At 62.1% G+C, this 26,823-nt stretch carries 22 protein-coding genes; 8 read left to right on the forward strand and 14 right to left on the reverse strand.

The window, feature by feature from the left end; translation table 11 throughout:
* Position 1: 1 nt before the first annotated feature.
* The 3 genes from IGB42_RS17665 to IGB42_RS17675 form a co-directional block, all read right to left on the reverse strand.
* On the reverse strand, positions 2-883 hold the full coding sequence (locus tag IGB42_RS17665) for a D-amino acid aminotransferase (protein WP_159674124.1): 882 nt from the start codon (positions 881-883) through the stop codon (positions 2-4).
* 106 nt (positions 884-989) lie between these two features.
* Positions 990-2,123 (reverse strand): D-alanyl-D-alanine carboxypeptidase family protein, encoded by a 1,134-nt coding sequence (locus tag IGB42_RS17670; protein WP_159674126.1) that lies wholly within the window; start codon positions 2,121-2,123, stop codon positions 990-992.
* 122 nt (positions 2,124-2,245) lie between these two features.
* On the reverse strand, positions 2,246-3,094 hold the full coding sequence (locus IGB42_RS17675; RefSeq protein ID WP_159674128.1) for a PhzF family phenazine biosynthesis protein: 849 nt from the start codon (positions 3,092-3,094) through the stop codon (positions 2,246-2,248).
* 168 nt (positions 3,095-3,262) lie between these two features.
* Between IGB42_RS17675 and pcnB the strand changes: the two genes are divergently transcribed.
* From pcnB to panC, 5 genes are all read left to right on the forward strand, one after another.
* Positions 3,263-4,627, forward strand: a complete 1,365-nt coding sequence (pcnB, locus tag IGB42_RS17680) for a polynucleotide adenylyltransferase PcnB (RefSeq protein WP_159674138.1) — start codon at positions 3,263-3,265, stop codon at positions 4,625-4,627.
* Complete coding sequence (folK, locus tag IGB42_RS17685) at positions 4,624-5,109, forward strand: 2-amino-4-hydroxy-6-hydroxymethyldihydropteridine diphosphokinase (RefSeq protein WP_159674140.1); 486 nt, start codon at positions 4,624-4,626, stop codon at positions 5,107-5,109. The genes pcnB and folK overlap by 4 nt, the downstream gene beginning before the upstream one ends.
* 157 nt (positions 5,110-5,266) lie before the next feature.
* A complete protein-coding gene (gene panB / locus IGB42_RS17690; protein ID WP_159674142.1) occupies positions 5,267-6,058 on the forward strand; it encodes a 3-methyl-2-oxobutanoate hydroxymethyltransferase in 792 nt (263 codons plus the stop codon).
* Positions 6,058-6,642, forward strand: a complete 585-nt coding sequence (locus IGB42_RS17695) for a transglutaminase family protein (RefSeq protein WP_159674144.1) — start codon at positions 6,058-6,060, stop codon at positions 6,640-6,642. Before panB ends, IGB42_RS17695 begins: the two co-directional genes overlap by 1 nt.
* Before the next feature lie 23 nt (positions 6,643-6,665).
* Entirely contained in the window at positions 6,666-7,505 is an 840-nt protein-coding gene (gene panC, locus IGB42_RS17700; protein WP_159674146.1) for a pantoate--beta-alanine ligase, read from the forward strand.
* Positions 7,506-7,565: 60 nt separating this feature from the next.
* On the opposite strand, the gene IGB42_RS17705 is transcribed toward panC, so the two are convergent.
* Both IGB42_RS17705 and IGB42_RS17710 read right to left on the reverse strand, forming a co-directional pair.
* On the reverse strand, positions 7,566-8,609 hold the full coding sequence (locus IGB42_RS17705) for a TRAP transporter substrate-binding protein (RefSeq protein WP_159674148.1): 1,044 nt from the start codon (positions 8,607-8,609) through the stop codon (positions 7,566-7,568).
* 12 nt (positions 8,610-8,621) lie between these two features.
* Complete coding sequence (locus IGB42_RS17710) at positions 8,622-10,256, reverse strand: NAD(P)/FAD-dependent oxidoreductase (RefSeq protein WP_159674150.1); 1,635 nt, start codon at positions 10,254-10,256, stop codon at positions 8,622-8,624.
* Positions 10,257-10,426: 170 nt separating this feature from the next.
* Between IGB42_RS17710 and IGB42_RS17715 the strand changes: the two genes are divergently transcribed.
* Both IGB42_RS17715 and IGB42_RS17720 read left to right on the forward strand, forming a co-directional pair.
* On the forward strand, positions 10,427-14,248 hold the full coding sequence (locus tag IGB42_RS17715) for a response regulator (RefSeq protein WP_159674152.1): 3,822 nt from the start codon (positions 10,427-10,429) through the stop codon (positions 14,246-14,248).
* A gap of 8 nt (positions 14,249-14,256) precedes the next feature.
* Positions 14,257-15,168: a diguanylate cyclase gene (locus IGB42_RS17720; protein ID WP_201799993.1), complete on the forward strand. Its 912-nt coding sequence runs from the start codon at positions 14,257-14,259 to the stop codon at positions 15,166-15,168.
* A gap of 65 nt (positions 15,169-15,233) precedes the next feature.
* On the opposite strand, the gene IGB42_RS17725 is transcribed toward IGB42_RS17720, so the two are convergent.
* On the reverse strand, positions 15,234-17,312 hold the full coding sequence (locus IGB42_RS17725; protein WP_159674156.1) for a methyl-accepting chemotaxis protein: 2,079 nt from the start codon (positions 17,310-17,312) through the stop codon (positions 15,234-15,236).
* 92 nt (positions 17,313-17,404) lie between these two features.
* Positions 17,405-18,019: a LysE family translocator gene (locus IGB42_RS17730; RefSeq protein ID WP_159674158.1), complete on the reverse strand. Its 615-nt coding sequence runs from the start codon at positions 18,017-18,019 to the stop codon at positions 17,405-17,407.
* A gap of 148 nt (positions 18,020-18,167) precedes the next feature.
* Here IGB42_RS17730 and IGB42_RS17735 point away from each other — a divergent pair, with 148 nt between their 5' ends.
* Complete coding sequence (locus tag IGB42_RS17735) at positions 18,168-20,141, forward strand: PhoX family phosphatase (protein WP_159674160.1); 1,974 nt, start codon at positions 18,168-18,170, stop codon at positions 20,139-20,141.
* Positions 20,142-20,407: 266 nt separating this feature from the next.
* Here IGB42_RS17735 and IGB42_RS17740 read toward each other — a convergent pair whose 3' ends face one another.
* The 7 genes from IGB42_RS17740 to IGB42_RS22580 form a co-directional block, all read right to left on the reverse strand.
* Entirely contained in the window at positions 20,408-20,854 is a 447-nt protein-coding gene (locus IGB42_RS17740; RefSeq protein ID WP_159674162.1) for a GNAT family N-acetyltransferase, read from the reverse strand.
* 12 nt (positions 20,855-20,866) lie between these two features.
* Positions 20,867-21,655 (reverse strand): thiazole synthase, encoded by a 789-nt coding sequence (locus tag IGB42_RS17745; protein WP_159674164.1) that lies wholly within the window; start codon positions 21,653-21,655, stop codon positions 20,867-20,869.
* 50 nt (positions 21,656-21,705) lie between these two features.
* The gene (gene thiS / locus IGB42_RS17750; protein WP_255461518.1) at positions 21,706-21,909 is read right to left on the reverse strand and encodes a sulfur carrier protein ThiS; all 204 of its coding nucleotides are present in this window, start codon (positions 21,907-21,909) and stop codon (positions 21,706-21,708) included.
* A 78-nt stretch (positions 21,910-21,987) separates the two neighbouring features.
* A complete protein-coding gene (locus tag IGB42_RS17755; RefSeq protein ID WP_159674166.1) occupies positions 21,988-24,174 on the reverse strand; it encodes a bifunctional (p)ppGpp synthetase/guanosine-3',5'-bis(diphosphate) 3'-pyrophosphohydrolase in 2,187 nt (728 codons plus the stop codon).
* 13 nt (positions 24,175-24,187) lie between these two features.
* Positions 24,188-24,394: a DNA-directed RNA polymerase subunit omega gene (rpoZ, locus tag IGB42_RS17760; RefSeq protein ID WP_159674168.1), complete on the reverse strand. Its 207-nt coding sequence runs from the start codon at positions 24,392-24,394 to the stop codon at positions 24,188-24,190.
* A gap of 70 nt (positions 24,395-24,464) precedes the next feature.
* Positions 24,465-25,079 (reverse strand): guanylate kinase, encoded by a 615-nt coding sequence (gmk, locus tag IGB42_RS17765; protein WP_159674170.1) that lies wholly within the window; start codon positions 25,077-25,079, stop codon positions 24,465-24,467.
* A 107-nt stretch (positions 25,080-25,186) separates the two neighbouring features.
* A complete protein-coding gene (locus IGB42_RS22580) occupies positions 25,187-26,818 on the reverse strand; it encodes a flagellin (protein ID WP_159674172.1) in 1,632 nt (543 codons plus the stop codon).
* Positions 26,819-26,823: the final 5 nt, after the last annotated feature.

Genomic DNA, 26,823 nt, shown 5'->3' on the forward strand with positions numbered 1-26,823 from the left:
TCTATTGGTCCTTGCCTTGTCGCATCACATCGTTCTTGAATGAACGGTAGTGCGCGTGCATGGCTTGATAAATGGGGCCGGGCACGCCTTTTCCAACTGGCTGGCCATCGAGCTCGACAATGGCAAGGATTTCCTTGCCCGATGATGTCAGCCATACCTCATCCGCGGCGCGCAGTTCGGCTTCGCCGATTTCCCGCACGCTGAGTGGCAGACCATGCTGGCCGGCCAGCTCGATGATCAGGTCATAGGTGATCCCGGTCAGCATCAGGTGTGATGGCGGCGGGGCCAGGATCACGCCATCGTGCACGATGAAGATATTGCTGGCTGAGCCCTCGATTAGCAGCCCATCCCGCAGCAGAATGGTTTCCGCCACGTTTTCATCGGTGGCATATTGTTTGGCCAGCACATTGGCCAGCAGCGAAATGGCCTTGATGTTGCAGCGCAGCCAGCGGATATCCGCCTGCGTGACCGCCGCGATGCCTTGCTCCAGCAATGCCGGTGCAGGGGGCAGCAGCGGATCGGCAAACAACAGCACCGTGGGTGTAACTTCGGCCGGGAATGCATGGTTGCGCGGGTAAGCCGGCCCGCGCGTTACCTGCAGGTACAGCGATTGATCGGCAAAATCCTGCCGGGCGATCAGGGTGTGGATGATGTCGGACCATTCTGCCGCCGTGTGCGGCGCGGGGATGCGTATCGCATCCAGGCTGCTTTGCAGCCGGCGCAGATGCTCGGCCAGCCGGAATGGCTGGCGCCCGTACACGGGGATCATCTCGTAAACCCCGTCGCCGAACAGGAAGCCGCGATCCAGCACCGGCACCTGCAGCTCGGCAAGCGGCGCGAAGCGGCCATTCAGATAGCCAATCAGATCAGGTATATCCGCCATATTGCTCACTCGCGCTGCAGAGGCTGCGCCAGCATGCCGGTGCAGCCATCCGTGCATGGGCGCTACGTACCGGATCATGTCCCGGCATGCAGTGCGCCCACGGTTATCAGTTGAACTTCATTTTCATGCTGTCCCACGCACGCCCGAAGAAGCCGGCTTCCGGTACGTTGTCCAGCGCAACCACAGGAACATCCTGCAGCGGCTTGCCGCCCACGCTGAGCTTGAGCGTACCGATCTGCTGGCCAGCCTTCACCGGTGCAACCAGCTGGGCGGTCGGCACAAACTGCTTGCTCACCTTGGCGCCATCGCCCTTGTCCACGGTGATGAAGAGATCACGTGCCGCGCCGGCCTTCACGCTCTCTGCCGCGCCTTTCCATACGCGTACCTCGCCCACCGGTTGCCTTGCTGCGGCCACCTTGGGGGTGTCATGGAAGTTTAGCCCCCAGTTGAGCAGCTTGGCGGATTCATCCGCGCGCACCATATCACCGGTAGTGCCCACCACCACCGAGATCAAACGGCGGCCATCGCGGTGCGTGCTGGCAATCAGGTTGAAGCCGGCGCTTTCAGTGTGACCAGTTTTCAGGCCGTCCACGCTCGGGTCGCGCTGCAGCAGCAGGTTGCGGTTGGGCTGGTCGATCTTGTTGTACTTGAACGACTTCATCGAATAGATCGGATAAAACTCGGGGAAGTCGCGGATGATCGCCGCCGACAAAATGCCCAGGTCTGCGGTGGTGGTGTAGAGATTCGCATCCGGCAGGCCGGTGGAATTGGTGAAGTGGCTGTTCTTCATGCCCAGGCGCGCCGCTTCGCGGTTCATCAACTGGGCAAATACTTCCTCGCTGCCAGCAATGGCTTCCGCCAGCGTCACGCACGCATCGTTGCCGCTTTGCACGATCATGCCGCGCATCAGGTCATCCACGCGTACCGGTACTTTCGGGTCCAGGAACATGCGCGAGCCTTCGGTTTTCCAGCCCTTGGCGGAAACGGTCAGCATCTGGTCGGTCTTGATGCGGCCTTCCTTCACTGCCTTGAAGGTCAGGTAGGCGGTCATCAGCTTGGTCAGCGACGCGGGCTCGATGCGCTTGTCGGCATCCAGTGCCGCCAGCGTGCGGCCACTCTGGAAATCGGTCAGGTAGTAGGCCTTGGCGGCAATGGCCGGCACCGGGGGCGTAAAGGCAAGCGCGGGCTGGACCGCAACGAGGGAGAGCAGGGCAGAAGCAAGCAGACGGCGGGATTTCATGGGGCGGTGGCTTTATGTTGCGGTGCAAAGAAAAGGAATTATACGGGAGCCAGCGGCAGCCGGCCCCGCTGGGACTGCGGGATTTATGCCTTGTTCCGCAAACCGCTTTGCCGCGCGCGCATTCACGGGTATCCGAAGCTGCCGCTACCCACTTCCACCACCCGCCCGCCCACGCGGATGGCATGCTCCGTAGCTACCGATAGCTGCAGGTGTGCCAGCCGGCCGGTGCCCTGGCCCTGGATCATGGTGTAGCTGAACGGCGCTGCATGGCCGGCATCGAGCAGCCAGCCACCCAGGTTGGCGCAGGCCGAGCCGGTGCCGTAGTCCTCTCCCAACTGACCGTGCTGCACCCAGAAGAAACGTGCCTGGATGGTGCCGGGCGCAGCGCTATCGAACGCCCACACCAGCGCGCACGCGCGTTGCTGCCGGTTGAAGGTCAGCCGGTTGAATTCGGCAAGATCCGGCGCGGCGGCGGCCACGGCTTCCGGGCTAGCAAGCTGGATGACCAGCTGCTCGGTGCCGGTATCGACAAAGCGCGGCGTGCCGACGATGGCGGCAGCCGGCAAGCCCAGCGCAGCGGCCAGTTCATCACCGGGGGCGGCATCGCGATACGCGGGTGCGTTGGCGGTGAGCGTGGCGCGCTCACCATCCACGCGCACCGGGATGATGCCGGCTTCCAGCGCCAGCGTGACCTGGCCACCCAGCTGATGCAGCCTGTCCAGCGTGGCCGCGGTACCCAGCGTGGGATGGCCGGCAAATGGCAGCTCGTAACCGGGGGTGAAGATGCGTACCCGTGCGTTGGCGGCATCGCTGTGGAAGATGAAGGTGGTTTCGGACAGGTTGAGCTGGCGCGCCAGCGCCTGCATGGCAGCATCATCCAGCCCGCGGGCATCCTCGAATACGGCCAGCGGATTGCCGGCATAAGTGGTTTCGGCAAAAACGTTGACGATGCGGTATTGGTAAGTCGACATGGCGTGCCCCGATGGATGGCGTGGAGTGAAAACGCTAATGCGTTTATCGTGCCGTGCAGTGTGGCATCGCAACAGCGGCAGTCCGCCGGATAACAAACCGGCACAGTCGCAACGGCGCCGCTCTGTATAATGCGTTTTTTGCGCTTACTCGCAGATAATAAAGAACTCATGATCCGTAAATTGATCGGCAAGGTTTTGCGCCGTCCAGGCAAGAAGGTGTTACACGCCAAGCATCTGGGCATACGTCGCGAAATGCTGCATTCCAATGCACTCAAGGTGTGCGACAAACTGCAGGACGCGGGCTTTGATGCCTATATCGTCGGCGGTGCGGTACGTGACCTGATGCTGGGCAAAAGCCCCAAAGATTTCGACGTCGCCACCAGTGCCACGCCCGAGCAGGTGCGCCACGTATTCCATCGTTCGCGCATCATCGGCCGGCGCTTCCGCATCGTGCATGTGCCGTTCTACGACCGCGACGGCGAGGAAATCATCGAAGTTACCACCTTCCGTGGTGCATCCGATGCCCCCACCGATGATGCGGGCCGCATCCTGCGTGACAACGTCTACGGCACCATCGAAGAAGATGCCGCGCGGCGCGATTTCACCGCCAACGCGCTGTACTACGACCCGAATGCCGAGGAAATCGTCGATTTCCATCATGGCGTGGAAGACATCGAAGCGAAGCGGCTGGTGATGATCGGCGATCCGGTGCAGCGTTACCGTGAAGATCCGGTTCGCATGCTGCGCGCGGTGCGGCTGGCCTCCAAGCTGGGGCTGACCATCGCCCCCGCCACGCGCAAGCCGATGGCCGAGCTGGCAGACCTGCTGGAGAACATTCCGTCGGCACGTATTTTCGACGAGATGATGAAGCTGCTGCTGTCCGGCAAGGCATGGGCATGCATGTGCATGCTGCGGGATGAAAAGCTGCACAAGCATGTGTTGCCGCTGCTTGATCGCTTGCTCTCGCGCCCGGAAAGCAGCGCTTTCCTGCAAAAGGCGCTGGAAAACACCGATACGCGGCTGGCAGAAGACAAGCCGGTCTCCGCGGGCTTCCTGTTTGCCGCGCTGCTGTGGCAGGAAGTGGAGCTGCGCTGGAAAAAGAACGAAGCCGCCGGCGAGCATGCGATGCCGGCGCTCGTGAACGCAATGAACGATGTGGAAGCGCGCGTCGAGAAAAAGCTGGCCATTCCCAACCGCTACAGTGCGGCCATGAAGGAAATCTGGTTGCTGCAGCCGCGCTTCGAGCAGCGTGTGGGCATGCGTGCGCATCGCCTGCTGGAGCAGCCGCGCTTCCGTGCCGGTTACGATTTCCTGGTGCTGCGCGCCGAATGCGGCCTGGCCGACAAGGCGCTGGCCGAGTGGTGGACGCAATTCCAGTACTGTGATCAGGATACCCGCGCCGCCATGGTGGCCAATCTTGGCAAGGGCGCTGCCGGTGCCGGTGACAAGAAACGCCGCAAGAAGCCGCGCCGCAAGCCCGCCAGCGAAAAAGCGGCGACCGACAAGCCCGATGGTGGCGGTTCGGAGCAATGAGCACGCGTGCTTTCGTGGCGCTGGGCGCCAATCTTGGCAAGCCGGCGCGCCAGTTGCGCCGCGCCTGCGAACTGCTGGCCCGCCTGCCGGGTACCGAGCTGCTGCGGGTATCCAGTTTTTACGCCAGCCCGGCCATGGGTTATGCCGATCAGCCGGACTTCATCAATGCGGTTGCCTTGCTCGAAACCGGCATGTCGGCGGATGAGCTGCTGGAAGCGCTGTTTGCCATCGAAGCCATCAATGGCCGCATCCGTTCATTCCGCAATGCGCCGCGCACGCTGGATCTGGATTTGCTGCTTTACGGCGACAGCGTGATCAGCAAGCCCGGCCTGACCGTGCCGCATCCGCGCATTGCCGAACGCGCATTCGTGCTCAATCCGCTGCTGGAAATCGCCCCGGATGTGGTGATCCCCGGCCTGGGGGCGGCCAAGGCCTTTCTGGGCTCGGTAGCGGGCCAGCCGATCAGCCTGCACGAAGAATGATCTGGCTACCTGCCGGAATCCCTGATGGTAGGGGACTTTCGTCAGTGTAAGCTGGATGATGCAGCGCACCACAAGTGCCTGCACGCCGTGACCGGGCGCAGCGCCATCCCGCTCGCCCGCTCCGGCCTTGAATACATGCCAACTCCATGGAATGCCCATGAAAACGACGCTCTCGACTTTGCAGAAAATGAAGCAGGATGGCCAGAAGATCGCCATGCTGACCTGTTACGACGCCAGTTTCGCCACGCTGATGAGCGAAGCCGGTGTGGATGTGCTGCTGATTGGCGATTCACTGGGCAACGTCATCCAGGGCAAGCGTAATACGCTGGCAGTGACCATGGAGCAGATGATCTACCACACCGAATGCGTGGCGCGTGGCGCCGGTGATGCGCTGGTGCTGGCTGATTTGCCTTTCGCCAGCTTCCAGCTATCGCCGCAGCAGGCATTCGAGAATGCCGCGCGGCTGATGGCTGCCGGTGCCGAAATGGTCAAACTCGAAGGCGGCATGGTGATGGCGGAAACCGTCGATTTCCTGGTGCAGCGCGGCATCCCGGTTTGCGAGCATATCGGCTTCCAGCCGCAATCGGTGAATGCTTATGGCGGCTACAAGGTGCAGGGCAAATCGGATACCGAGGCCGAAGTGCTCAAGCGCGATGCGCTGGCGCTGCAAGGTGCCGGCGCCGCGCTGGTGCTGATGGAAATGGTGCCGGCCCGCGTGGCCAGGGCGGTGACCGAATCGCTGGAAATCCCCACCATCGGTATCGGTGCCGGGCCCGATTGCGATGGCCAGGTGCTGGTGATGCACGACATGCTGGGTGTTTACCCGGGCAAGAAAGCGCGTTTCGTGAAGAATTTCATGCAGGGCTCAACCAGTATCCAGGCCGCCGTGGAAGCGTATGTTAAAGCGGTGAAGGCCGGTACCTTCCCGTCTGACGAGCACTGTTTCTGATGCAGGCAACCGATCTGGCCCGCTATCTGGCGGCCAGCGATGTGATCGATTTCCGGCACCCGCAGGTTGCGGCACTGGCCGCGCAACGGGCGGGGCCCGATGTGCTGATTACCGCAGGCCGCTGCTTTGACTGGGTACGCGACGAGATTGCGCATTGCATCGATTTCAACCGCGAAGAAGTGCCGTGTTCCGCTTCGCAAACGCTGGCGGTGAAAACCGGCTTCTGCTTTGCCAAATCCCATCTGCTGGTGGCGTTGTGGCGCGCCAATGGCATCCCGGCTGGCTTTGGCTACCAGCGCCTGACATTGGATGGCGCCGCAGCGCCGTATTGCCTGCACGGCTTTGTTGCCGCGTATCTGCCCGGCACCGGCTGGTATCGCTGTGATGCGCGTGGCAACAAGCCCGGCATCGATTGCCGGTTCGACCCGCCGCACGAGCAACTGGCGTTCGCAATCCGGCATCCGGGCGAGTGTACCTACCCGCAGATTTTTGATGCCCCGCCAGCAACACTGGTCGAGCAACTGACCCGCCTGACTTGTGTTGCCGCGTATCGCGCCCAACCTATTGATTTCATCCCGGCCTGAGGGCCGTTTTTCCGGTAGCCATCATGCATATCATCCATACCATTGCCGAGCTGCGCGCCTGGCGCAAGACCGCAGGCCGCGTGGCCTTCGTGCCCACCATGGGCAACCTGCATGCCGGCCATATGGCGCTGATCCGCGAAGCAAGGAAACATGCCGATCAGGTGGTGGTCAGCATTTTCGTCAACCGGCTGCAATTCGGGCAGGGCGAGGATTTCGACCGCTACCCGCGCACGCTGGAGCAGGATGCCCAGCTGATCGCTGCCGAGTGCGGGCAGGCCGTGGTGTTCGCCCCGGACGAGCGCGAGCTGTATCCGCACGTGATCCAGCAATACAAGGTGGAACCGCCGGCCATCCAGGATGAGTTGTGCGGTGCATTCCGCCCCGGCCACTTCCGTGGTGTGGCCACCGTGGTGACCAAGCTGTTCAATTGCGTGCAGCCGGATGTGGCCTGTTTCGGCAAGAAAGACTATCAGCAGCTGTTCGTGATCAAGAGCATGGTGGAAGAGCTGAACATGCCGATCGAGATCATCCCGGTGGATACCGGTCGCGCAGACGATGGCCTGGCGCTGTCCAGCCGCAATGGTTATCTGGGCACCGCCGAGCGGGCCGAGGCACCCCGCATCCATTACCATCTGGCACGCATGGAAAAAGCCATCCTGGGCGGCGAGCGCGACTATGCCAAGCTGGCTGCTGAAGTGGTGGCGGACCTGCGTATCCGCGGCTGGAGCGAGATCGATTACGTGGAAACGCGCAACGCCAGAACACTCAAGCCGGCCACGCATACCGATCACGATCTGGTGATCCTGATTGCCGCGCGGCTGGGTAAAACCCGGTTGATCGACAACCTGGAAGTGCGCTGCTGACTGCCATGAGCCGCACGAAGAAAAGCGCGGCCTGGCCGCGCTTTTTGCTATCTGCCCGGGCTATTGCGGAATGCTCATGCCCGCAGCCATGCCGGCGGTCTTGTTCCATTCTTCCCGGCAATCCGGCCCGCAGCGGTCGAGCCAGCGCTTGACCACCACCTGTTTGACTACCTGTTTGAGCTTGGCCTTGTCTGCGGCGCTGGGGGTTACGACTGTCATCTTGCCGCGATTGGGCAAGGTGCAACTGGCGGCGCCGCTATTGCAGGCGATGCCCAGTTCGGTTTGTGCATTGGCTGCTTGCCAGAGCTGATCAGACAGCTGCGCAATGCCTTTTTCCAGCGTGGCCTTGTCTTGCGGGGCGATCTGTTCCCAACTGCTGCTGTTCACGGCCAGCATCAGCACGCTCCAGCCCAGTGGCAGGTTGTAGAGGTGATCGGTCACCTCATACATTTTTGCGGAATGCGCGGACAAGGTACCGGTGACCAGGCAGTCGACCTCGCCGGATTTGACCTTGGCGTAGGTCAGATCAAACGGAATGTTGACCGTGGTGGCGCCAAACGCTTCGATCAGATCACTGGTGGTGCGCAGGCTTACGCGTACTTTCTTGCCCTTGAGCTCGCTCAGGTTCTTGATCGGCCCGCTGCAAAACAGCTCCTGTGCCGAATAAGGCCATAGTGCCAGCACGTGAACACCGTGCCTGGCTTTGAAGTATTTATCCAGCACCGGCATGTAGGCATGCGCCACGTTGCGGCTGGCGGCCAGATCGGTTGTCAGCCCCGCCAGATCGACGGCTTCGGCACGCGGGTCCTGCTCGGATACGTAGGAGAGGATGGTGGTGCCGAAATCGGTCAGCCCCAGCTTCATCAGGCGCAGCACTTCACCGCCGTTGAGGCCCATTTCGTTGAAGGCATTCACCTCGGTGGTGATACGGCCGCCGCTCATCTCGGGGACAGTCTTGCTCCAGAAAGGCATCTCGTAATCCTGATACTGGCTCAGCATGCTCCATGAGCCGATCACCTTGAGCGTACGTGCTGGCGTTTCCTCTTCGGCGTGCAGATGGGCCGAAGCGAACAGCAACAACAGCGATGCCAGCAACGTACGCATGGGGGTTTCCTTTTATTTCGACGGTGCAGGGGCAGCTGCGCACGCACTATAGTCGTAATCGTTGCCGACGAGTTCAGCGCCTTCGCGATGCAATGGTTCAAGCTCCGTATCGCCCAGTATCTGCTGGCATGCATACAGCGCCGAATCGATGGCGCCAACGATCCACGTATGGTGCACGCTCAGGTGCTCACCAGCAAAGTAGATGTGCCCTTCGTTCTCGCGTGCCACATTGAACAGCCGGCGGAACTGGCCGGGGAAGAACATGGCGTCACCGGTTGCCCATTTGTCCGGCCAGGCTACCGAAAACGCTTCGATGAATTCCGCGTGCACATCCACCACGCCTTCGTACAGCGTCTGCAGATCGCGCAGTCCCAGCCGGATGCGTTCATCTTCCTGTTGCGGCAGCCAGTCGTATGCATCGGTCATCCACGAGTACAGCAGCAGCACGCCGGCATCGTCGTCGCCGATGCCATATGACGGGTACACGCACCAGCGCGACGGCAGATCGCTGATCGATTGACCTCCGTTGGCAGGGCGCGGCACTTTTTCCCAGAAGCGGCTCTTGAAGCGCATGCCGATCTTGTACAGCGGCTCGAAGTGCATCGCGCGTATGCCCTGCGTCTTGGTCGGAGACCATTGCGGGGTATCGATCATGCGAACCGCGGCAGGCGGTAGCGCCAGGATCACCCGATCGAACACCTGGACATCGCGCTCGCGGTAGTGCACGGCCACACGGCCATCCGGCAAGTTTTCGATCTTCCGTACCGGCGCGTCCATGGTGATGTGATCGCGGCCGATCACGTCCGCGCAGGCATTGGGCAGCCGGTCCATGCCGTTGGCAATGGTTTTCCACTGCGCACCGGAAAAATCCATGCTCTCGATCACCAGCTCGGTAAAGCTTTGCTGGAACTGGTTGGTGGCCGAGGTCATGGTCTCAACGTAGTTGACCTTCTCGATCGACCAGCCTTTGAGTTCAGTCAGGTAGGTAAACAGCGACAGGTTGTCGTATTTGACGATCTCGGCAAAGCCGGCATCGAAGTCCTTTTCCAGCAACTGCAGGAACGGGGACAGCGCTTCATCCAGCAATTGCGAGGCGGTCTTGTTGCGGTCTTCCGGCGAGAGCGGAAAGCCCAGTGCTTCCGGATGCGCATTGGCAAACGCCACGCTCATGGTCTGGCCGGACAATTCGCGCCGGCCATTCACGAAAACCAGATCGCCGGTGTCGTCGTAAAGCTGGTAAGGAATCAGTTCGATCCGCTTGCTGGCGGGCACTTTCTGGTTGATGTAATCCACCAGATGGAACAGCGGTTGTTGTTCTTCGGTATCGGGCAGGCGCATCGCGCCGGCTTCAAAGTACTGGTTTTTTTCAGCGTTGAAGCGATGCGTATACACGCGTCCGCCCAGCCGGTCCGGCTGCGCTTCGAACAGATGACAGGTATGGCCGTTTTCCTGCAAGACCAGCGCGGCATAAAGACCGGCCATGCCGGCGCCGACGATGCCTATCTTCAACGCGCCTTCCGGACGGCTTGCCGTAACGGCAGGTTTGTTGCTTCTGGGGCTATTGGCATTGAGCCAGGCCTGATAGGCCGCACGCAGGCTGGGTGTGCCTTGCGGGGCGCTGACGGGGATCGGCTTGGCTGACGACATCATGACTCCTTTCTAATCAGGACAAAATAATGAAGAATACAAGAAAGATAAGATGAAGCTGATTTGGCGAATTTCATTCATAGTTCATAGTCTGCACTTGCTGCAAACAATGGTTAACCTGTGCCGGATAGGCAGCCAGCAAATATATAAATAGTCCAAAGATGAGCAAGATGAACGCTGCTGGATCGTCAGCCCAACCCGCTTCTGCTTACCGGTCGATCGCATTCCGCCTGCGTCTGGCTTTCGGCTTTGCTGCTGCCAGTACGCTGATTGCGTCTGGTGCGGCGTTGTGGGCGTTCCGCTCGGTCAGTGAAACCTATCGGGTTGTCTCCAATCACAGTTTTCCGGCATCCGTTGCTGCTGCAGAGTTGCAGGCGGGCAGCCGTGAAGTGGCTGCAGTGTTGGGTGCGCTGGCGGGCGCGACCACCCCGGAGGCCAGAACCTCGGCCGAGGAACGCATCGATTTCACGCTGGCCGGTTTGCGGCATTCGCTGCAGCCGCTGTCCGGACAGGGCAGCTATACCCGATTGGCCACGCTGCTGGAAACGCTGAAACGCAATGTGGCCGAAACCGATCAACTGGTGGGGGAGCGGCTGGTGCTGGATGCGCGCATGCAGTCGTTGCTGGCACAGAGCGAGGCAGGCCAGCAACGCTTCATCGTAGCGATGGATCCGGTGCTGACCGCCGCCAACGCCGATCTGCTGTCGGCCACCCGGCGCGCATCGGTCGCTGCCGGCGCTGCCGTGCATGGCCTGATCGACAGTGAGTTCGCCGTACTGCACGCATTGATGCAGATGCGTACCAATGCCTACCGTTTGCAGCTGCTGGCTAGTGAAAACAACAGTGGCAGCTGGCGCGACCGCGCTGGCATCATTCTCAGCGAAATGGAGCGGACGCTGCCACAAACCAGCCCGGAAGGGCGCGTGGCCACACAAAAACTGCTGGAAACATTGCGCCCGCGTGGCAAGGAGCCCATGCCGCTGGCAACGGTACAAATGGCGGTGGCCGATTTCGACAAACTGGCCACACCGATGATCCGCAAGTCAACGCTGCAACTGCTGGCTCGCAGCGAATCGGTGACGCTGGATTCGACCAATGCCGTGGTGTTGCTGGTCTCGCAGCAGGTGGCATCGCTTTCTGCGGCAGAGCGGCTGAGTGGTGAGGTGAACCTGATGGCCGGTTTGCTGGGTCAGGCCATGCATTCCGGCAACGAGACCCGTATTAGCGAAATCCGCAAAAGCTACCGCGAGGCACAACAGCGCGCCCGCAAGGCACTGACCGACATGGGCGGCCTGCCCGACCATGCGGCGGTGCGCAAGGAGCTGGAAGGGCTGGAGGCGCTGGGCATGGAGCCCAGCAGCATGTTCGACATCGCCCACCGCGAACTGATGCTGGTGCGTGATCTGCAGGGCCTGGTGGAGCGCAACCGGCAGGCAGCGGAGCAACTGGTGGGCGCGGCACGCCAGGTGGGGCAATCGGTGGGAGGCGAGCTGGACGGCCAGATCGATACGCTGGAACAACGGCTGACCGGCAGTCGCTGGTTGTTGGGATCGGCCACCGCGCTGGCACTGGCGCTGTCGCTGCTGATCGGTTTCTGGTATGTGGGGCGTTCCATCGTGCGGCGCCTGTCGACCATTTCGCAACATATGCGCGATCTGGCGGGTGGCCAGCTCGATGTCTCGATCAATGCGCGCGGCAGCGACGAAATTGCGGTGATGGCGCAAAGCCTGCTGGTTTTCCGTGATGCGCTGGTCCAATTGAACGAGCAGACCGAGGTGCTGCGCCAGGCCAACGAGCAGGCCAACGCGGCGGCGCGTGCCAAGAGCGAGTTCCTCGCCAACATGAGCCATGAAATCCGCACGCCGCTGACCGCGATCCAGGGGTATGCGCATCTGCTGGCCGACAGTGATCTGGCGCCGCGCCAGTCCGAGCAGCTGTCGCGCATCCGTGCATCGTCGCAGTCATTGCTGGGCATCATCAACAGCATCCTGGATTTTTCCAAGATCGAAGCGGGCAAGCTGCAGCTGGAAGTGGTCGATTTCGAACTGGAAGATGTACTCGAGCAACTGGCCGATACCGTGATGTTGCTGGCGGACGAGAAGCGGCTGGAGCTGGTCTTCGCCATCGATGGCCATGTGCCCACGCCGTTGCGGGGTGATCCGCTGCGTCTGGGGCAGATATTGCTCAATCTGGTGAACAACGCGCTCAAGTTCACCGAGCGCGGCGAGGTGGAGCTGCGCGTGCTGGCTGCATTGACGCCGGATGGGCGGATCGAGCTGGGTTTTTCGGTCCGCGATACGGGCATCGGCATGAATGACGAGCAGCGCAAGCGCCTGTTCAGCCTGTTCACGCAGGCGGATAGCTCGACCACCCGCCGCTATGGCGGTACCGGGCTGGGGCTGATGATCGCCCAGCAACTGGTGCGGCAGATGGGCGGGGAGATCGATGTATTCAGTGCGCCCGGGCAGGGGTCGACCTTCCATTTTGCGGTGATCCTCGATGTGGCCGATGAGCTTGCCCCTGCCATTGCGCCGCTGGGCAAGCGCGTGTTGCTGGTGGAAGAGCAGGATGCCTGTGCGGCTGCGCTGTACCGCCAGCTTTCCGATGCGGGGTGCTCGGTGATCGTTGCCGCCGATGGCGATGATGCGAGAGCCTGCTTGCTGGCCGCGCGCGAGAGCAATCATGATTTCGATGCGGTGCTGCTCGATGCGGGCGACCCGGTGCTGCGCCCCAACGAAGCGCTTCAGTTGTTGGGGGAACGGCATTCTTCACTCTTGCTGCTGACCACACCGGCGCATCATGATGCGACGCTGGGGTTGGCAGATTGCGTGGTGCCGGTGATCGACAAGCCGGTACTGCCGCGCCGGCTGCATCATGCGTTGCAGCGTGTATTGGGGATTTCCGAACCGGTGCAGGCGCCGCACGCGGGGGTAGGCAACCCCATGCCATTGGCAGGCTTGCGTATCCTGCTGGCCGAAGATACCGAGGTGTTGCGCGAGTTCGAGCAGGAGCTGCTGCTGTCGCTCGGCGCGGAAGTGGAGCTGGCGGTCAATGGGCGGGAGGCGGTGCGTGCTGCAATTGCACCGTCCAGCCGGTTTGATCTGGTCCTGATGGATGTACAGATGCCTGAACTGGATGGCCTGCAGGCCTGTCGCGAAATCCGCGCGCTGCGCAGTGCCGAGGAATTACCCATCATCGCGTTGACTGCACACGCGATGATCGAAGAGCAGCGGCGTTGCCTTGCCGCCGGAATGAACGATCATATGGCCAAGCCGGTCGAACCGGCACGACTCGTGGAGACTGCATTGCGCTGGGCACGTTCTGAACAAAGTGGTTTGCATGGCGGCGGCACGCCCCGCAGCATGGCCCGGGTGCCATCGCTGCCGGGGCTTGATCTGCCGACAGCATTGCTGCGCCTGGGCGGACGGGAAGAAACGTTGCGCCGCGTGTTGCCGCGCCTGCGTGATGGTTACAGCGACACAGTGGTGCGCCTGCGTGATCTGCTGCAGCAGGGCGATGTGGAAACCGCGCATCGCCTGGCACATACGCTCAAGGGGGTGGCCGCCACGCTGGAGGCCACCATGGTGGCGCGTCTTGCCAGCGAAATAGAACAACGTCTGCAAAGCGGAGATACCGCGCTGGACGCACAGCTGCAGCATCTGGATAGTGCGTTGATCGAAGTGATCAGCAGCATCAACCAGTTCGAGCGTGACGGTGCACCGGCTGTGCCCGAGACCCACCGGGAGAAATCGCCGGATACAACGGCGTCGCTTGATGATCTGGACCAATTGCTGCGCCTGCGCAGCCTGAGCGCGCGCCAGCAGTTCCGCTATGCCGAGCCGCTGCTTGCTGCTGCCGATGCAGCTGCAACGGCAAAGCTGGCCGCTGCCATCGAACAACTCGACTATGTCAGTGCCCGTACGATACTGGCAGGGATCGTTCCGCTGCTGTTGCCCGGCGAGGAACGGCCTGTGCATTCCAAGGTGAAATGATGCGATCCATGCCGCAAGCCACACTCCTCGTCGTTGATGACGAGCCCGCCAATATCGAAGCACTGGCCGCCGTGCTGGACCCCCATTACGAATTGCGCTTTGCCATGACGGGCATCGATGCGCTGGCCGCCATGCAGGATGGCCCGTTGCCCGATCTGGTGTTGCTCGATGTGATGCTGCCGGATATCGACGGTTTTGAAGTCTGCACCCGCATCCGCTCAGATCCGCGCACCGCGGGAATACCGGTGATCTTCATTACTGCGCTGGGGCAGCCGGCACAAGAGGAGCTGGGTTTCGGCGTGGGGGCGGTCGATTACATTGCCAAGCCGTTCACCGCCGCATCGGTACGTGCGCGCGTTCGCAACCACCTGGAGCTCAAGCGCAACCGCGAGCTGCTGCAGCGGCTGGCGATTACCGATGCCCTTACCGGCCTTGCCAACCGCCGGCATTTTGACGAGGCGCTGCGGCTGGAAGTGCAGCGCCATCGCCGCCACGGGCTGTCGCTGGGGCTGGCGCTGATCGATATCGATCACTTCAAGCGTTACAACGATCATTATGGCCACCCCAAGGGTGATGAATGTCTGAACATGGTCTCCAATGCGCTGGCAGGCAGCCTGCGTCGCGCGTCGGACCTGGTGGCACGCGTGGGCGGCGAAGAATTCGCCATCCTGATGCCGGAAACCGATCTGGAAGGTGCACTGTCGGTTGCGGAGCGCGGGCTGGCGGCGGTGGCCTCGCTGGGCATTCCGCATGAAGTCAGCACCACGCAACAGTGCGTGACGGTGAGCATCGGCCTGCATGCGGGCGTTGACATCGACGATGCGCAGCGCTACCGTGCGGCCGATCAGCAGCTGTACCGCGCCAAGGCCGCCGGGCGCAACCAGATCATGTGGGATGACACGCTGAGCATGGCCAAGTAAAAGCAGCCCGCACCGGCAGCAGGTGAACCCTGCCGCCGGGTGCTGCGTGCATTCACCACGCGCGATCAGAGCTTGAAACGGCCGACGATCTCGCGCAGCGTGCCCGCCAGTGTTTCCAGGTGCGCCACCGCCTGCGATACCTGGGCGATGGCATCGTTGTTCACCTGCGTCATGCTGCTGATACGCTCGACGTTATGGGCGATATCGGTACTGGCCGTGGCTTGCTCGCGCGTTGCATCGGCAATGGTCGAAACATTGTCCACCAGCATGCCGGTGCCGTTGCGTACTTCGCCTATGGCGCCCGATGCCTCGCGCGATAGCGCCACGCTGCTGCTGATCTGCTCCTGCGCATGGCTGACCCCCCCCACCGCAGCGCCGATCTCGCGCTGGATTTCCACCACGATCTGGCTGATTTCCACGGTGGCAGAGCCGGTGCGCTCGGCCAGTTTGCGTACTTCGTCCGCCACCACCGCAAAGCCGCGGCCCTGCTCGCCAGCGCGTGCGGCCTCGATTGATGCATTCAGCGCCAGCAGATTGGTCTGATCGGCAATTTCCTTGATCGCCTGCACGATGTGGTTGATCTTGTTGGATTCGGTATCGAGGTTCTGCATCGTTTGTGCAAGATTGCCGATGCGCTCGTTCAGGGTTTCGATCGCGCCGGCCACACGCTCCACCAGTTGCTGGCCGTGATTGGTGGTGTTGCCGGCCTCGCGCGCGATGCGGGCAAACTCGCTGCTGCTGTTGGCGATATGCTGGATGCTGACCGTCACTTCCTCGACACTGGCTGCGGTGGCCGTCGCTGCCTCGCTCTGTTCGCCCGAGGCCCGTGCTACTTCCTGCGCGCTGCGGTTGAGCTGGCCGGTGGCACCGCCCACTGCATCGCTTTGCGTGCGTACCTCGCGGAACATGTCCTGCAGGCGGCCAATGAAGCGGTTGAACGCATCGCTGGTACGGCCGATTTCATCGCGGCTGCTGACTGTCAGGCGGCGGGTGAGGTCACCTTCGCCACCGGCCAGTTCTTCCATCGCCACTGCCAGGCGCTTGAGTGGCAACGTCAACGCGGTCAGCAGCACGCTGAGCGCCACCAGAATGGCCGCCAGCGCAACGATGCCCACCACGATGGCCTTGTTGCGTGCCGCTGCGGCATCCGCCACGATGGCCGAAATGGGAATGGCTACGCCCAGCGACCAGTTCTGGCCGGTATTGCCCACCTTGATCGGGCGGTAGATGTGCAGTTCGCCATCGCGCTCGAATTCGAACGCCTTGCCCGCCTTGATATTGTCGGCAAAGCCATCCGGGTAGTTTTTCGGATCGGCCGGTTTGCCGATGGTGTCGGTTTCTTCGTCCACCACCATCATGCCGCCGTTGGAGAGCAGCTCCACATGGCCGGTGCCCATGGGCTTGATCTGCGCAAACAGGCCCTGCAGGCTGACCAGGGGCAAGTCGACCGCAGCTACGCCGGCAAACTTGCCGTTGCTGTCCTTGATGATGGTTACCAGCGAGGACATCAGCACTTTCTTGCCTTGTACCTCGTACGGGTAGGGCTCGGTGACAGTGTCCTGCTGGCGCTGCTTGGGCACGTAGTAGAAATCACCCCAGCCGGGTGCTTCATAGGGTGGCTTGTAGTCTTGCGGGTGCGATGCAAAGTCAGCCAGCCCCTTGGCCTGTTCGCCGGCCACCATCTGGTCCTGCGTGATCTTGCCGTCTGCGCTGCGCGTCATGTACGGCGAATAGCGCCCGCTGGGATCGTGATGCGGCTGGTCGGCGCGATAGGCATCGTCCTTGCCGTCCAGCGCGTTCGGCTCCCAGATCGTCCACAGGCCGGAGGCATCCGGGTAATCACCCAGCAGGCGCAATATCATCTGGTCCAGCGCCTTGCGCTCGGGCACTGCGCCGGCAATCTGGAAGCCCTGGATGGCCGATGCCAGATGGCGGGGCAGGTTGAAGCCATTGCTGAAGTAGTCTTCCACCTTGCCGGCATAGGCATGCGCTTCTTCGGTGGCACGCTGATAGCCGACTGCACGGGCATCCTGGTAAACCGTGGTGGCGATCAGGCCGATGGTGATGGAAAAACCGATGAAGATGGCAATGGCCGCCGCAGCCAGCACCTTGCTGCGCAACGACCAGTGATTGAGCGCGTTCATGCCGGCATTCCCATGGGATAGTTGCTGCAGTATAGGCAGCGCCGGCTAGCACCGCTTACGGCAAGTGGCGGCGATCTGCCGCGCTGGCGGCATCAGCGGCGTGCAAAGGCCAGCGCGCCGGCAACAGCAAAGAATGCGCTGCCGCAACTGCGGTTGAACACGCGGATGCGGCCGGGATGGCGCAACCAGTTGGCCAGGCCGGTGCCGCCGGCGGCATAGGCTACCTGCCACACGGCTTCGATCACGAAGAAGGTGCACAGCAGGATCAGCCATTGCCGGCCCTGTGGCCGATCTGCGGTGATGAATTGCGGCAGGAATGCCCCCGCGAACAGGATGGCCTTGGGGTTGGACAATGCCACCGCAAGGCCGGTGCGGAAGCGGCTGGCAGCGCTATCGCTTTTTGCCTGCGGCAAGGACAGCGATTCGCCGGCACGCCAGCACTGCACGCCCAGATAGATCAGGTAGGCAGCGCCCACCAGTTTCAAGAGCAGGAACAGTGTGGCGGATGCCTTGAGGATGGCAGCAAGGCCAAACGCTGACAGCGTGAACAGTAGCGCCAGCCCCAGCAGTGCACCGCTCATCGTGGCCAGTGTGGCGCGCCAGCCATAGCGCGTGCCATGGCTGAGCATCAGCAGCATGTTGGGGCCGGGCGTGCCGGAAATGAACAGCGTGGTTGCAACGAAAGCCAACCAGATTTCGAGCTGCATGGTGTCATGTCCTTGTCATTCTGTTTGCGCATGCTGCGAGGTTCACACTGCGGTGAGCCATAGCCTGCGCCGGAAATACCCATGGCAAAAGTGGGAATATCCCGGGTAATGCTGCGCACCGCGGTCACGCATAACCGACGGGGCCATCATGACCAAGACATTTGCCGATAAATCGATTTCCTGTAACCCCAGCGACAATCCGCTGTTCTCCGGCGTGGCCGCACAACTGGATCTGTCGCTGTCGCGGCGCAATTTCTTTGCTGGCGGCGGTGCGCTGCTGGCCGGTCTGACCCTGGCAGGCTCGCCCATGCTGGTGGGCGCCGCCACCAAGCCCACCGCACCGCCGCAATCGAAAAAGCCGCTGGCGCTGGGCTTTGCCGGCATCCCGCTCGGCACCGATGACACGGTGACGGTGCCGCCCGGCTACAAGGTACAGGTGTTGTACGCGTGGGGTGATCCGGTGGGCATCGCCGGCAACATGCCGGTGTTCAAGAGCGATGCCTCCAATACTTGGCACGAACAGGCGGCGCAGGCCGGTATGCACCATGACGGCATGCGCTACTTTCCGCTGGTCAACGCCGGCAAGCGCCAGCGCGGGCTGATGGCGATCAACCACGAATACACCGACGATGGCCTGCTGCATGTGGGCGGCATGAGCGGCTGGAATGCCGACAAGCAGAAGAAAGCAATGGCAGCGCACGGCGTATCGGTGATCGAGGTCGAGCAGATCGATGGCAAGTGGAACGTGGTGCGCCCGTCGAAATACGCGCGCCGCGTCACTGCGGATACGCCGATCGCGCTGTCCGGCCCTGCTGCCGGCCATGCTTTGCTGAAAACAGCGGATGACCCGAGCGGCCGCGAGGTGCTGGGCACCTTCGGCAATTGCGCCAACGGCTGGACACCATGGGGCACTTATCTGACCTGCGAAGAGAATTGGCACGGCTATTTCAGCGACTGGTCGGACAATGGCGACCCCAAGGGCTTCAACGCCAAGCGCTATGGCCTGAAAGGCGAAGGCGCCGGCTACAAATGGGTGGATGTCGATTTCCGCTTCGATGCGCAAATCAACCCGAACGAGCCCAACCGCTTTGGCTGGGTGGTGGAAATCGATCCGCAAGAGCCGGATGCCAAGCCGGTGAAGCGCACCGCGCTGGGCCGCTTCAAGCACGAAGGTGCTTGCCTGTCGGTGGCACCGTCCGGCCAGTGTGTGTTCTACATGGGTGACGATGAAAAGTTCGAGTACATCTACAAGTTCGTCACTGCCAAGCCGTGGAACAAGAACAACCGCAAGGCCAACCGTGATCTGCTCGATGAAGGCACGCTGTACGTGGCGCGTTTCGATGCCGATGGCAGCGGCAGCTGGCTGGAACTCACGCATGGCAAGAACGGGCTGACCAAAGAAAACGGCTTTGCCGATCATGGCGAACTGCTGATCAAGGTGCGCCTGGCGGCCGACAAGCTGGGCGCCACCAAGATGGACCGCCCGGAGTGGACAGCGGTGAACCCGCATAACCCGGGGGAGGTGTTCTGCACGCTGACCAACAACAATGATCGCGGCAAGGAAGGCAAGCCGGGTGTGGATGCCGCCAACCCGCGCGCCAACAACCTGTTTGGCCAGATCATCCGCTGGGTGGAGGCGGGCAACGACCCGACTGCGACCTCGTTCAACTGGAGCCTGTTCGCACTGGCCGGCAACCCGGATGCCAAGGACCCTAACCATCGCGGCAATATCAAGGGCGATATTTTCGGCAGCCAGGATGGCCTGTATTACGCGGAGACCGGCATCCTGTGGCTGCAGACCGACGTATCGACCACCACCATCAATGCCAAGGAATACGCGGGCATGGGTAATAACCAGATGTTGGCGGCCAACCCGCAGACCGGCGAGGTGCGCCGCTTCCTGGTGGGGCCGCGTGGTTGCGAGTTGACGGGGATCACTTTCAGCGGTGATCACAAGACGCTGTTCGTGAACATCCAGCACCCGGGCGAGCCGGCGAGCGAGCGCAACGACCCGGCCAAGCCGCAGGCGATTTCGACCTGGCCGGACGGCCCGACCGGCGGCCGGCCACGCTCGGCAACGCTGGCGATTACACGAGAGGATGGCGGGGTGATCGGGGTATAAGCCGCGATAGCGGCTATGAAGGCTCTTCCGCTTTGAGCTATTGCTGCTTGCTCATGTGAGTGAGCCATGGTTCAGCGCCTGCGGCGCGGTGTTTTGGGGCGCCTTCCGCGGTCGGATGGCCGCCCTACTTTTCTTGGCGAAGCAAGAAAAGTAGGGCGGCCAGCGGGACGCATTCCCGCCCCAAACAGCGCGCCGCAGGCGCTAACCAGATAACGGCTCCATGTCTGAGTAATGCGGCCATGCTCCAGTACTTTGCAAATTCGTAACTACAGTGCCAGCGCGTAGTAACGGAACTCCTGGTCCAGTTGATAACCCAGTGATTCATACAGCGCCTGACCTGCCAGATTGGCATGGGCGGTGGACAGCTCCAGCCGTAATGCTCCGGTCGCAACCCCATGTTGCCGCGCCTTCTCCATCAACGCCCGCGCCACGCCCTGTCCGCGTGCTGATTCGGTCACGAACAGATCGTTCAATAGCCAGATGCGCGCCATGCTGGCGGAGCTGAACAGCGGGTAGAGCTGGATGAAACCGCTGGCCACACCATCGATTTCGGCCAGCAGCAGCACGGATTCGTTCAGTGCCAGCCGCTGTTGCAGGAAGGCGCGCGATGCGGCCAGGTTACTGGCCTCGCGGTAAAACACCCGGTAGGCATCGAACAGCGGGGTCAGCGCAGCGAGGTCATCGAGGCTGGCGTAGCGGACGGAGGTGGCCATCGCAGCTTCCGTTTACTTGGTGGCGATCAGGCCGGCCAGCGGGCTGCTGGGGTCGCCGCTGTACAGCTTCTTGGGCATGCGGCCGGCCAGAAAGGCTTCACGGCCGGATTCGACCGCCAGCTTCATCGCCCGGGCCATGCGGATCGGATCGCGCGCGCCGGCGATGGCGGTGTTCATCAGTACGCCGTCGCAGCCCAGCTCCATGCCGATGGTGGCGTCCGATGCGGTGCCCACGCCAGCGTCGACCAGTACCGGCACCTGGCTCTGCTCGATGATCAGGCGCAGATTCCACGGGTTGAGGATGCCCATGCCGGAGCCGATCAGCGATGCCAACGGCATGATCGCGCAGCAGCCGATCTGTTCCAGCTCGCGCGCCACGATGGGGTCATCCGAGGTGTACACCATCACGTCGAAGCCCTCTTTCACCAGCACTTCGGCGGCCTTGAGGGTTTCGCGGATGTTCGGGTACAGCGTTTGCGGGTCGCCCAGCACTTCCAGCTTCACCAGCTTGTGATCGTCCAGCAGCTCGCGCGCCAGGCGCAGCGTGCGGATGGCGTCATCGGCGCTGTAACAGCCGGCGGTATTGGGCAGGTAGGTGAATTCGGAAGGCGGCAGGTAATCGAGCAGGCTGGGCTCACCCGCGGTCTGGCCGATGTTCACGCGGCGGATGGCCACGGTGACGATCTCGGCACCCGATTCGACGATGGCAGCGCGGGTTTCGTCGAAATCCTTGTATTTGCCGGTACCGACCAGCAAGCGGGAGTGATAGGTTTTACCGGCAATCTGGAACAAATCGGTCATCGTGGGCTCTTGGAAAGCGTGGGGATGGGAGTGGAACGTGCGCGCAGTGCTTAGCCACCGCCGACGGCGACCACCAGTTCAAGGCTGTCGCCATCGTTGAGCGTGGTTTCGGCATGCAGGCGCTTGGGTACGATCTCGCCGTTGACCTCGACGGCAAAACGCTTGCCGATCAGCTCAAGCTGCTCGGCCAGTTGCAGTACTGTCAGCGCGGCGGGGAAGGGGCGGGCTTCGCCATTGATGGAAAGCTGGATCACGGCAGGGTTCGCACAGCGTTGGGATGCGCGATTTTACCACGCTGGCCGCCGCGCGCTGGCAACGGGGATGGGCGAAGTTCAGTTGCGCGCGCGGTTGATGCGGTAGACGTTGGGCAGGCTGCGCAGGCCACGCAGGATCTTGGCCAGGTGCTGGCGGTTGTTCACCTGCAGCGTGAACTGGATCTGCATGTAGCGGGCATCGTCGTCTTCCGGCTCCTGCGTGGAGACGGCGGCGATGTTGGCATCCTGCTCGGCAATGGCGGCGGCAATGGTGGCCAGCGCGCCGCGGGCGTTGTCCACCAGGATGCGGATGGGCACGTCGAACAGCCGGGTGACTTCCGGATCCCACTCCACGTCGATCAGTTTCTCGGTATCGACACGGCCCTTGGACAGCACCGGGCAATCATGAGTGTGGATGATGAGGCCCTGGTCTTTCTTGACGAGACCCAGAATGGGGTCGCCCGGGATGGGGTTGCAGCAGCGGGCAAACTGGATGGCCATGCCTTCGGTGCCGCGTATGGTCACCGCCGGGCCTTTGCGGTTGGCAGGGGCTTCTTCCTTCCACTGGCCGGCCAGTTGCGCCAGGCGCTTGGCCACCATCACCGGCAGGCGCTTGCCCAGGCCCAGTTCGGCCAGCACATCGTCGTGATTGCGCGCGCTGCTTTCCTTGAAATAGCGCTCCCATACGTCGTCGGTAGCGATGTCCGGCGACAGGTGCAGGCTGGCAAAGGCGCTGGCCAGCAGGCGGTCGCCCAGTTGCACCGATTCATCAAAACGCATGGTCTTGAGGAAGTGGCGGATATGGCCACGCGCACGGCCGGTGGTGACGAAAGTCAGCCAGCTCGGGTTGGGCTTGGCATGGGCGGCGGTGATGATTTCGACCTGGTCACCGTTTTTCAGGTGATAGCGCAGCGGCACCAGCTCGTGGTTGATCTTGGCGGCAATACAGCGGTTGCCGATGTCGGTGTGCACCGCGTACGCAAAGTCCACACAGGTGGCGCCTTGCGGCAGGTTGAGGATCTTGCCCTTGGGCGTGAACACGTAAACCTGATCCGGGAACAGGTCGACCTTGATGTGTTCGAGGAACTCGGCCGCATCGCCCGATTCGGACTGGATTTCCAGCAGGCTCTGCAGCCACTGGTGGGTTTTCTTCTGCACGTCCGAGATGCTGTCGTCGCCGCTCTTGTACATCCAGTGGCTGGCCACGCCGGCATCCGCAATGCGGTGCATTTCCTGTGTGCGGATCTGGATTTCGATCGGCGTGCCATACGGGCCGAACAGTGTGGTGTGCAGGCTCTGGTAGCCGTTCGACTTGGGGATGGCGATGTAGTCCTTCACCTTGCCGGCAATGGGCTTGTACAGCGCATGCAGTGCGCCCAGTGTCAGGTAACAGGTGGGGATGTCCTTGACGATCACGCGGAACGCATAGATATCCAGCACTTCGGAAAAGCTCAGCTGCTTTTCCAGCATCTTGCGATAGATGCTGTTGAGGTTCTTTTCGCGCCCGGATACATGCGCTTCGATATGCGCATCGGCCAGCTTGTGCTTGATGCCGTCCAGGATCTTGCTCACCACTTCGCGGCGGTTGCCGCGCGCGGCTTTCAGCGCCTTGGACAGCACGCTGTAGCGGCGCGGGTGCAGGTACTTGAGCGACAGGTCGTCCAGCTCCTGGTACACCGCATTCAGGCCGATGCGGTTGGCAATCGGCGCATAGATGTCCATGGTTTCGCGGGCAATGCGCTTTTGCTTGTCCGGCCGCATCGCATCCATGGTGCGCATGTTGTGCAGCCGGTCTGCCAGCTTGATGATCATCACGCGCACGTCGCGCGCCATTGCCAGCAGCATCTTGCGGAAGTTCTCCGCCTGCGCTTCTTCCTTGCTCTGGAATTCGAGCTTGTCGATCTTGCTCATGCCGTCGACCAGCTCGGCCACTGGCTTGCCGAACTTCTCGGTGATTTCCAGCTTGGAAACGCCGGTGTCTTCCATCACGTCGTGCATCAGCGCGGCGGCCAGCGCCTGTGCGTCCAGATGCCAGGCGGTGAGCATGCTGGCCACGGCCAGCGGGTGCGAGATATATGGCTCGCCAGACTGGCGCTTCTGGTCGCGGTGTGCGGCTTCGGAAAAAACAAAAGCCCGGGCCAGCATCTCGCGGTCCTCGGGCTTCAGGTATTGCGTTTCTTCGGTCAGGAAGTGGTTGGCCGCATCCAGCACGTGCGGCGCCATGGCCGCAAGTTCGGGTACGTCGTGCGCAGCCAGTGCGGCCATGGGCTGCCTTTGATCAGCTGCGGCGGGCCAGCATCTCGCGGCCAACAACGCCGGCTGCCACTTCACGCAGTGCCAGTACGGTGGGCTTGTCGCGGCCCGGGTGGTCTACTTGCGGGGTGGAGCCGTTGGCGAGCTGGCGGGCGCGGTACGCGGCTGCCAAAGTCAAGTCGAAGCGGTTATCGATGTTGTGCAGGCAATCTTCAACGGTGACACGGGCCATGATCATTCTCCAAAAACAGCGCCGCCCGCAGGCGGCGAAAAAACCATTCTACCAGACCCGGCGGCCGGGTTCAGCCTTTAAGGCTGCTGATCAGATCAACGTGACGTGTGCTCTGGCGCGGCAGCTTCAAACGCTCGGCGCGCACGATGCTGACGATGTCGCGCACCGCCTCGTCGATATGCTCGTTGACGATCACGTAATCGAATTCGTCCACATGGCTGATTTCCTCGCGCGCGGCAGACATGCGGCGGGCGATGGTGGCTTCGTCATCCTTGCCACGGTTGCGCAGGCGCGTTTCCAGCACGTCTACAGACGGCGGCAGCACGAACAGGCCGATCGATTGCGGGAACAGCCGGCGCACCTGCTGCGCGCCTTGCCAGTCGATTTCCAGCAGGATGTCGCGGCCGTTCTCGATCACCTCGTTGATCCACACCTGCGAGGTGCCGTAGTAATTGCCGTACACCTCGGCGTGTTCAAGCAACTCGCCCGAGTTGATCATGCGCTCGAACTCGGGACGCCCGACGAAATGGTAGTCCTTGCCATCGAGCTCGCCCGAGCGCGGAGCACGCGTGGTGAACGAAATGGACAGCTGAACATTTTGATCTGCAGCCAGCAGCGCTGCGACCAGGGTCGTCTTGCCGGCGCCGGACGGCGCGGTGACCACGAATACATTACCTTTGGCCATGCTTGGAAACTCGCTGAAAAACTACAGGCAGGTTAGCACATACTCTGCGCGATCGCGCAGCGAAAAAAAGGGACGGCGAACCGTCCCTTTTCGAGCTGCTGCGCCGCTTAGCGCTGCAGTAGCGACAATACCTGCTGCGGCAACTGGTTAGCCTGCGACAGCATGGCGGTGCCAGCCTGCTGCAGGATCTGCCCACGGGTCAGCGTGGCGGTTTCCTGGGCAAAGTCGGTGTCCTGGATGCGGCTGCGCGCCGCACTCAGGTTCTCCGAATTGGTGGCCAGGTTGGCGATCGTTGCCGAGAAGCGGCTTTGCAGTGCACCGAACTTGGCACGCTGGTCGTTGATCAGCGTCAGTGCATCGTCAACCACGCGCAGTGCCTGGGTGGCGCCTTCCACGGTGGAGACATCGAGCTTTTCCACCGTCTTCAGGTCGGCCTGGTACGACACGCCCGAACCGAACACCATGCCGCTGACCGAACCCGCCGGCGGATTGGCGCCGGTAAAGAACACGCCGGAGCCGAATGCCGCGGTATTGGTGGTGAGCGAGTACGACGTGGCCGAGTTGAGCACCACCTGGCCGGCAAAGTAGGCCGTACCGGTGGCACCGGCAGTGAAGACCGAGCCGCTGGCCAGCCGTTGCGACGAACCATTGGACGATGCCGGATCGTAGTTCCATTGCGTGAGCGCGCCGCCGAAACCGCTGGCGATGCCGCTGGACGAACCGAGCACGATGTTCTGCCCGTCATCCGCCACCAGTTTCACGCCGTAGCTGGTGGTACCCACTGTGTTCTGGAATACCTGTACCTGCGCGGTCACGCCGGTGGACGACGATTTGGCGTTGAACGCCGATACCGCCTGCTGGTATTCATCGGCCTCGATGGTGCCGTTGCCGTTGGCATCGGCAATGTTGAACGTCACCGACTGGAAGGTGCTGCTCTTGGAAGCCACTGACAGCGTGAATGCGCCGGAGCCCATGGTCAGCACGGTTTCCGTGCGGGCGCTGGCTTTCACGCCGGTATTGGCCTGGTTGATCTTGGCGGCAATGTCGTTGGCCATGTCGGTATCGTTCACCGAGATGCTCACGCCATTGATGCTGAACGTGCCCGAGGCGGTTACCGCCACGCCGGCCGCATTCACCGAGCCGGTAGCGCCCGGCGCGAACGCCACGCCCGAAGCAGCCCGGTTGCTGATGGCCAGTGCGCCGGTACCGTTGCCATCGCCGATCTGGTACGTGCCGTACTGGTTGGTACGCAGGTTGGCCGTGGTCGCAGTGATGGTTTCGTTGGCGTTGGCGCCCACCTGGTAGATGGCGGCGGTAAACGTGCCATCGAACAGTTTCTGCCCGTTGAACTGGGTGGTTTGCGCGAAGCGGTCGAGTTCCGACGTCAACTGCGATACTTCGGAGTTGATGGCGGCGCGGTCGCTGCTGGAGTTGGTGGCGTTGCCCGATTGCACTGCCAGCTCGCGGATGCGCTGCAGGATATCGGTCATCTGCCCCAGTGCGCCTTCGCCCGTCTGCGACAGCGAGATGCCGTCGTTGGCGTTGCGTTGCGCCTGGTCAGACCCGCGTATCTGCGAGGTCATCCGTTGCGAAATGGCGAGGCCGGCGGCATCGTCCTTGGCGCTGTTGATCCGCAAACCCGAGGACAGTCGTTGCAGCGATGTATTCAGGCTGTCTTGTGACTTGTTCAGGTTATGTTGAGCATTCAGCGATGGAATGTTCGTGTTAATGACTTGCATCTCAA

This window comes from Andreprevotia sp. IGB-42, from assembly GCF_009848685.1.
Classification (GTDB): Bacteria; Pseudomonadota; Gammaproteobacteria; order Burkholderiales; family Chitinibacteraceae; genus Andreprevotia.

What these genes read in the sequence shown, in the direction of transcription:
- IGB42_RS17710 (WP_159674150.1), bottom strand. Translation starts at nt 10,256, where the DNA reads ATGTCGTCAGCCAAGCCGATCCCCGTCAGCGCCCCGCAAGGCACACCC.
- pcnB (WP_159674138.1), top strand. Translation starts at nt 3,263, where the DNA reads ATGATCCGTAAATTGATCGGCAAGGTTTTGCGCCGTCCAGGCAAGAAG.
- IGB42_RS17705 (WP_159674148.1), bottom strand. Translation starts at nt 8,609, where the DNA reads ATGCGTACGTTGCTGGCATCGCTGTTGTTGCTGTTCGCTTCGGCCCAT.
- IGB42_RS17720 (WP_201799993.1), top strand. Translation starts at nt 14,257, where the DNA reads ATGCCGCAAGCCACACTCCTCGTCGTTGATGACGAGCCCGCCAATATC.
- panC (WP_159674146.1), top strand. Translation starts at nt 6,666, where the DNA reads ATGCATATCATCCATACCATTGCCGAGCTGCGCGCCTGGCGCAAGACC.
- IGB42_RS17735 (WP_159674160.1), top strand. Translation starts at nt 18,168, where the DNA reads ATGACCAAGACATTTGCCGATAAATCGATTTCCTGTAACCCCAGCGAC.
- panB (WP_159674142.1), top strand. Translation starts at nt 5,267, where the DNA reads ATGAAAACGACGCTCTCGACTTTGCAGAAAATGAAGCAGGATGGCCAG.
- IGB42_RS17730 (WP_159674158.1), bottom strand. Translation starts at nt 18,019, where the DNA reads ATGCAGCTCGAAATCTGGTTGGCTTTCGTTGCAACCACGCTGTTCATT.
- IGB42_RS17745 (WP_159674164.1), bottom strand. Translation starts at nt 21,655, where the DNA reads ATGACCGATTTGTTCCAGATTGCCGGTAAAACCTATCACTCCCGCTTG.
- folK (WP_159674140.1), top strand. Translation starts at nt 4,624, where the DNA reads ATGAGCACGCGTGCTTTCGTGGCGCTGGGCGCCAATCTTGGCAAGCCG.
- IGB42_RS17695 (WP_159674144.1), top strand. Translation starts at nt 6,058, where the DNA reads ATGCAGGCAACCGATCTGGCCCGCTATCTGGCGGCCAGCGATGTGATC.
- IGB42_RS17715 (WP_159674152.1), top strand. Translation starts at nt 10,427, where the DNA reads ATGAACGCTGCTGGATCGTCAGCCCAACCCGCTTCTGCTTACCGGTCG.
- IGB42_RS17675 (WP_159674128.1), bottom strand. Translation starts at nt 3,094, where the DNA reads ATGTCGACTTACCAATACCGCATCGTCAACGTTTTTGCCGAAACCACT.
- IGB42_RS17665 (WP_159674124.1), bottom strand. Translation starts at nt 883, where the DNA reads ATGGCGGATATACCTGATCTGATTGGCTATCTGAATGGCCGCTTCGCG.
- IGB42_RS17670 (WP_159674126.1), bottom strand. Translation starts at nt 2,123, where the DNA reads ATGAAATCCCGCCGTCTGCTTGCTTCTGCCCTGCTCTCCCTCGTTGCG.
- IGB42_RS22580 (WP_159674172.1), bottom strand. Translation starts at nt 26,818, where the DNA reads ATGCAAGTCATTAACACGAACATTCCATCGCTGAATGCTCAACATAAC.
- IGB42_RS17740 (WP_159674162.1), bottom strand. Translation starts at nt 20,854, where the DNA reads ATGGCCACCTCCGTCCGCTACGCCAGCCTCGATGACCTCGCTGCGCTG.
- IGB42_RS17725 (WP_159674156.1), bottom strand. Translation starts at nt 17,312, where the DNA reads ATGAACGCGCTCAATCACTGGTCGTTGCGCAGCAAGGTGCTGGCTGCG.
- gmk (WP_159674170.1), bottom strand. Translation starts at nt 25,079, where the DNA reads ATGGCCAAAGGTAATGTATTCGTGGTCACCGCGCCGTCCGGCGCCGGC.
- rpoZ (WP_159674168.1), bottom strand. Translation starts at nt 24,394, where the DNA reads ATGGCCCGTGTCACCGTTGAAGATTGCCTGCACAACATCGATAACCGC.
- IGB42_RS17755 (WP_159674166.1), bottom strand. Translation starts at nt 24,174, where the DNA reads ATGGCCGCACTGGCTGCGCACGACGTACCCGAACTTGCGGCCATGGCG.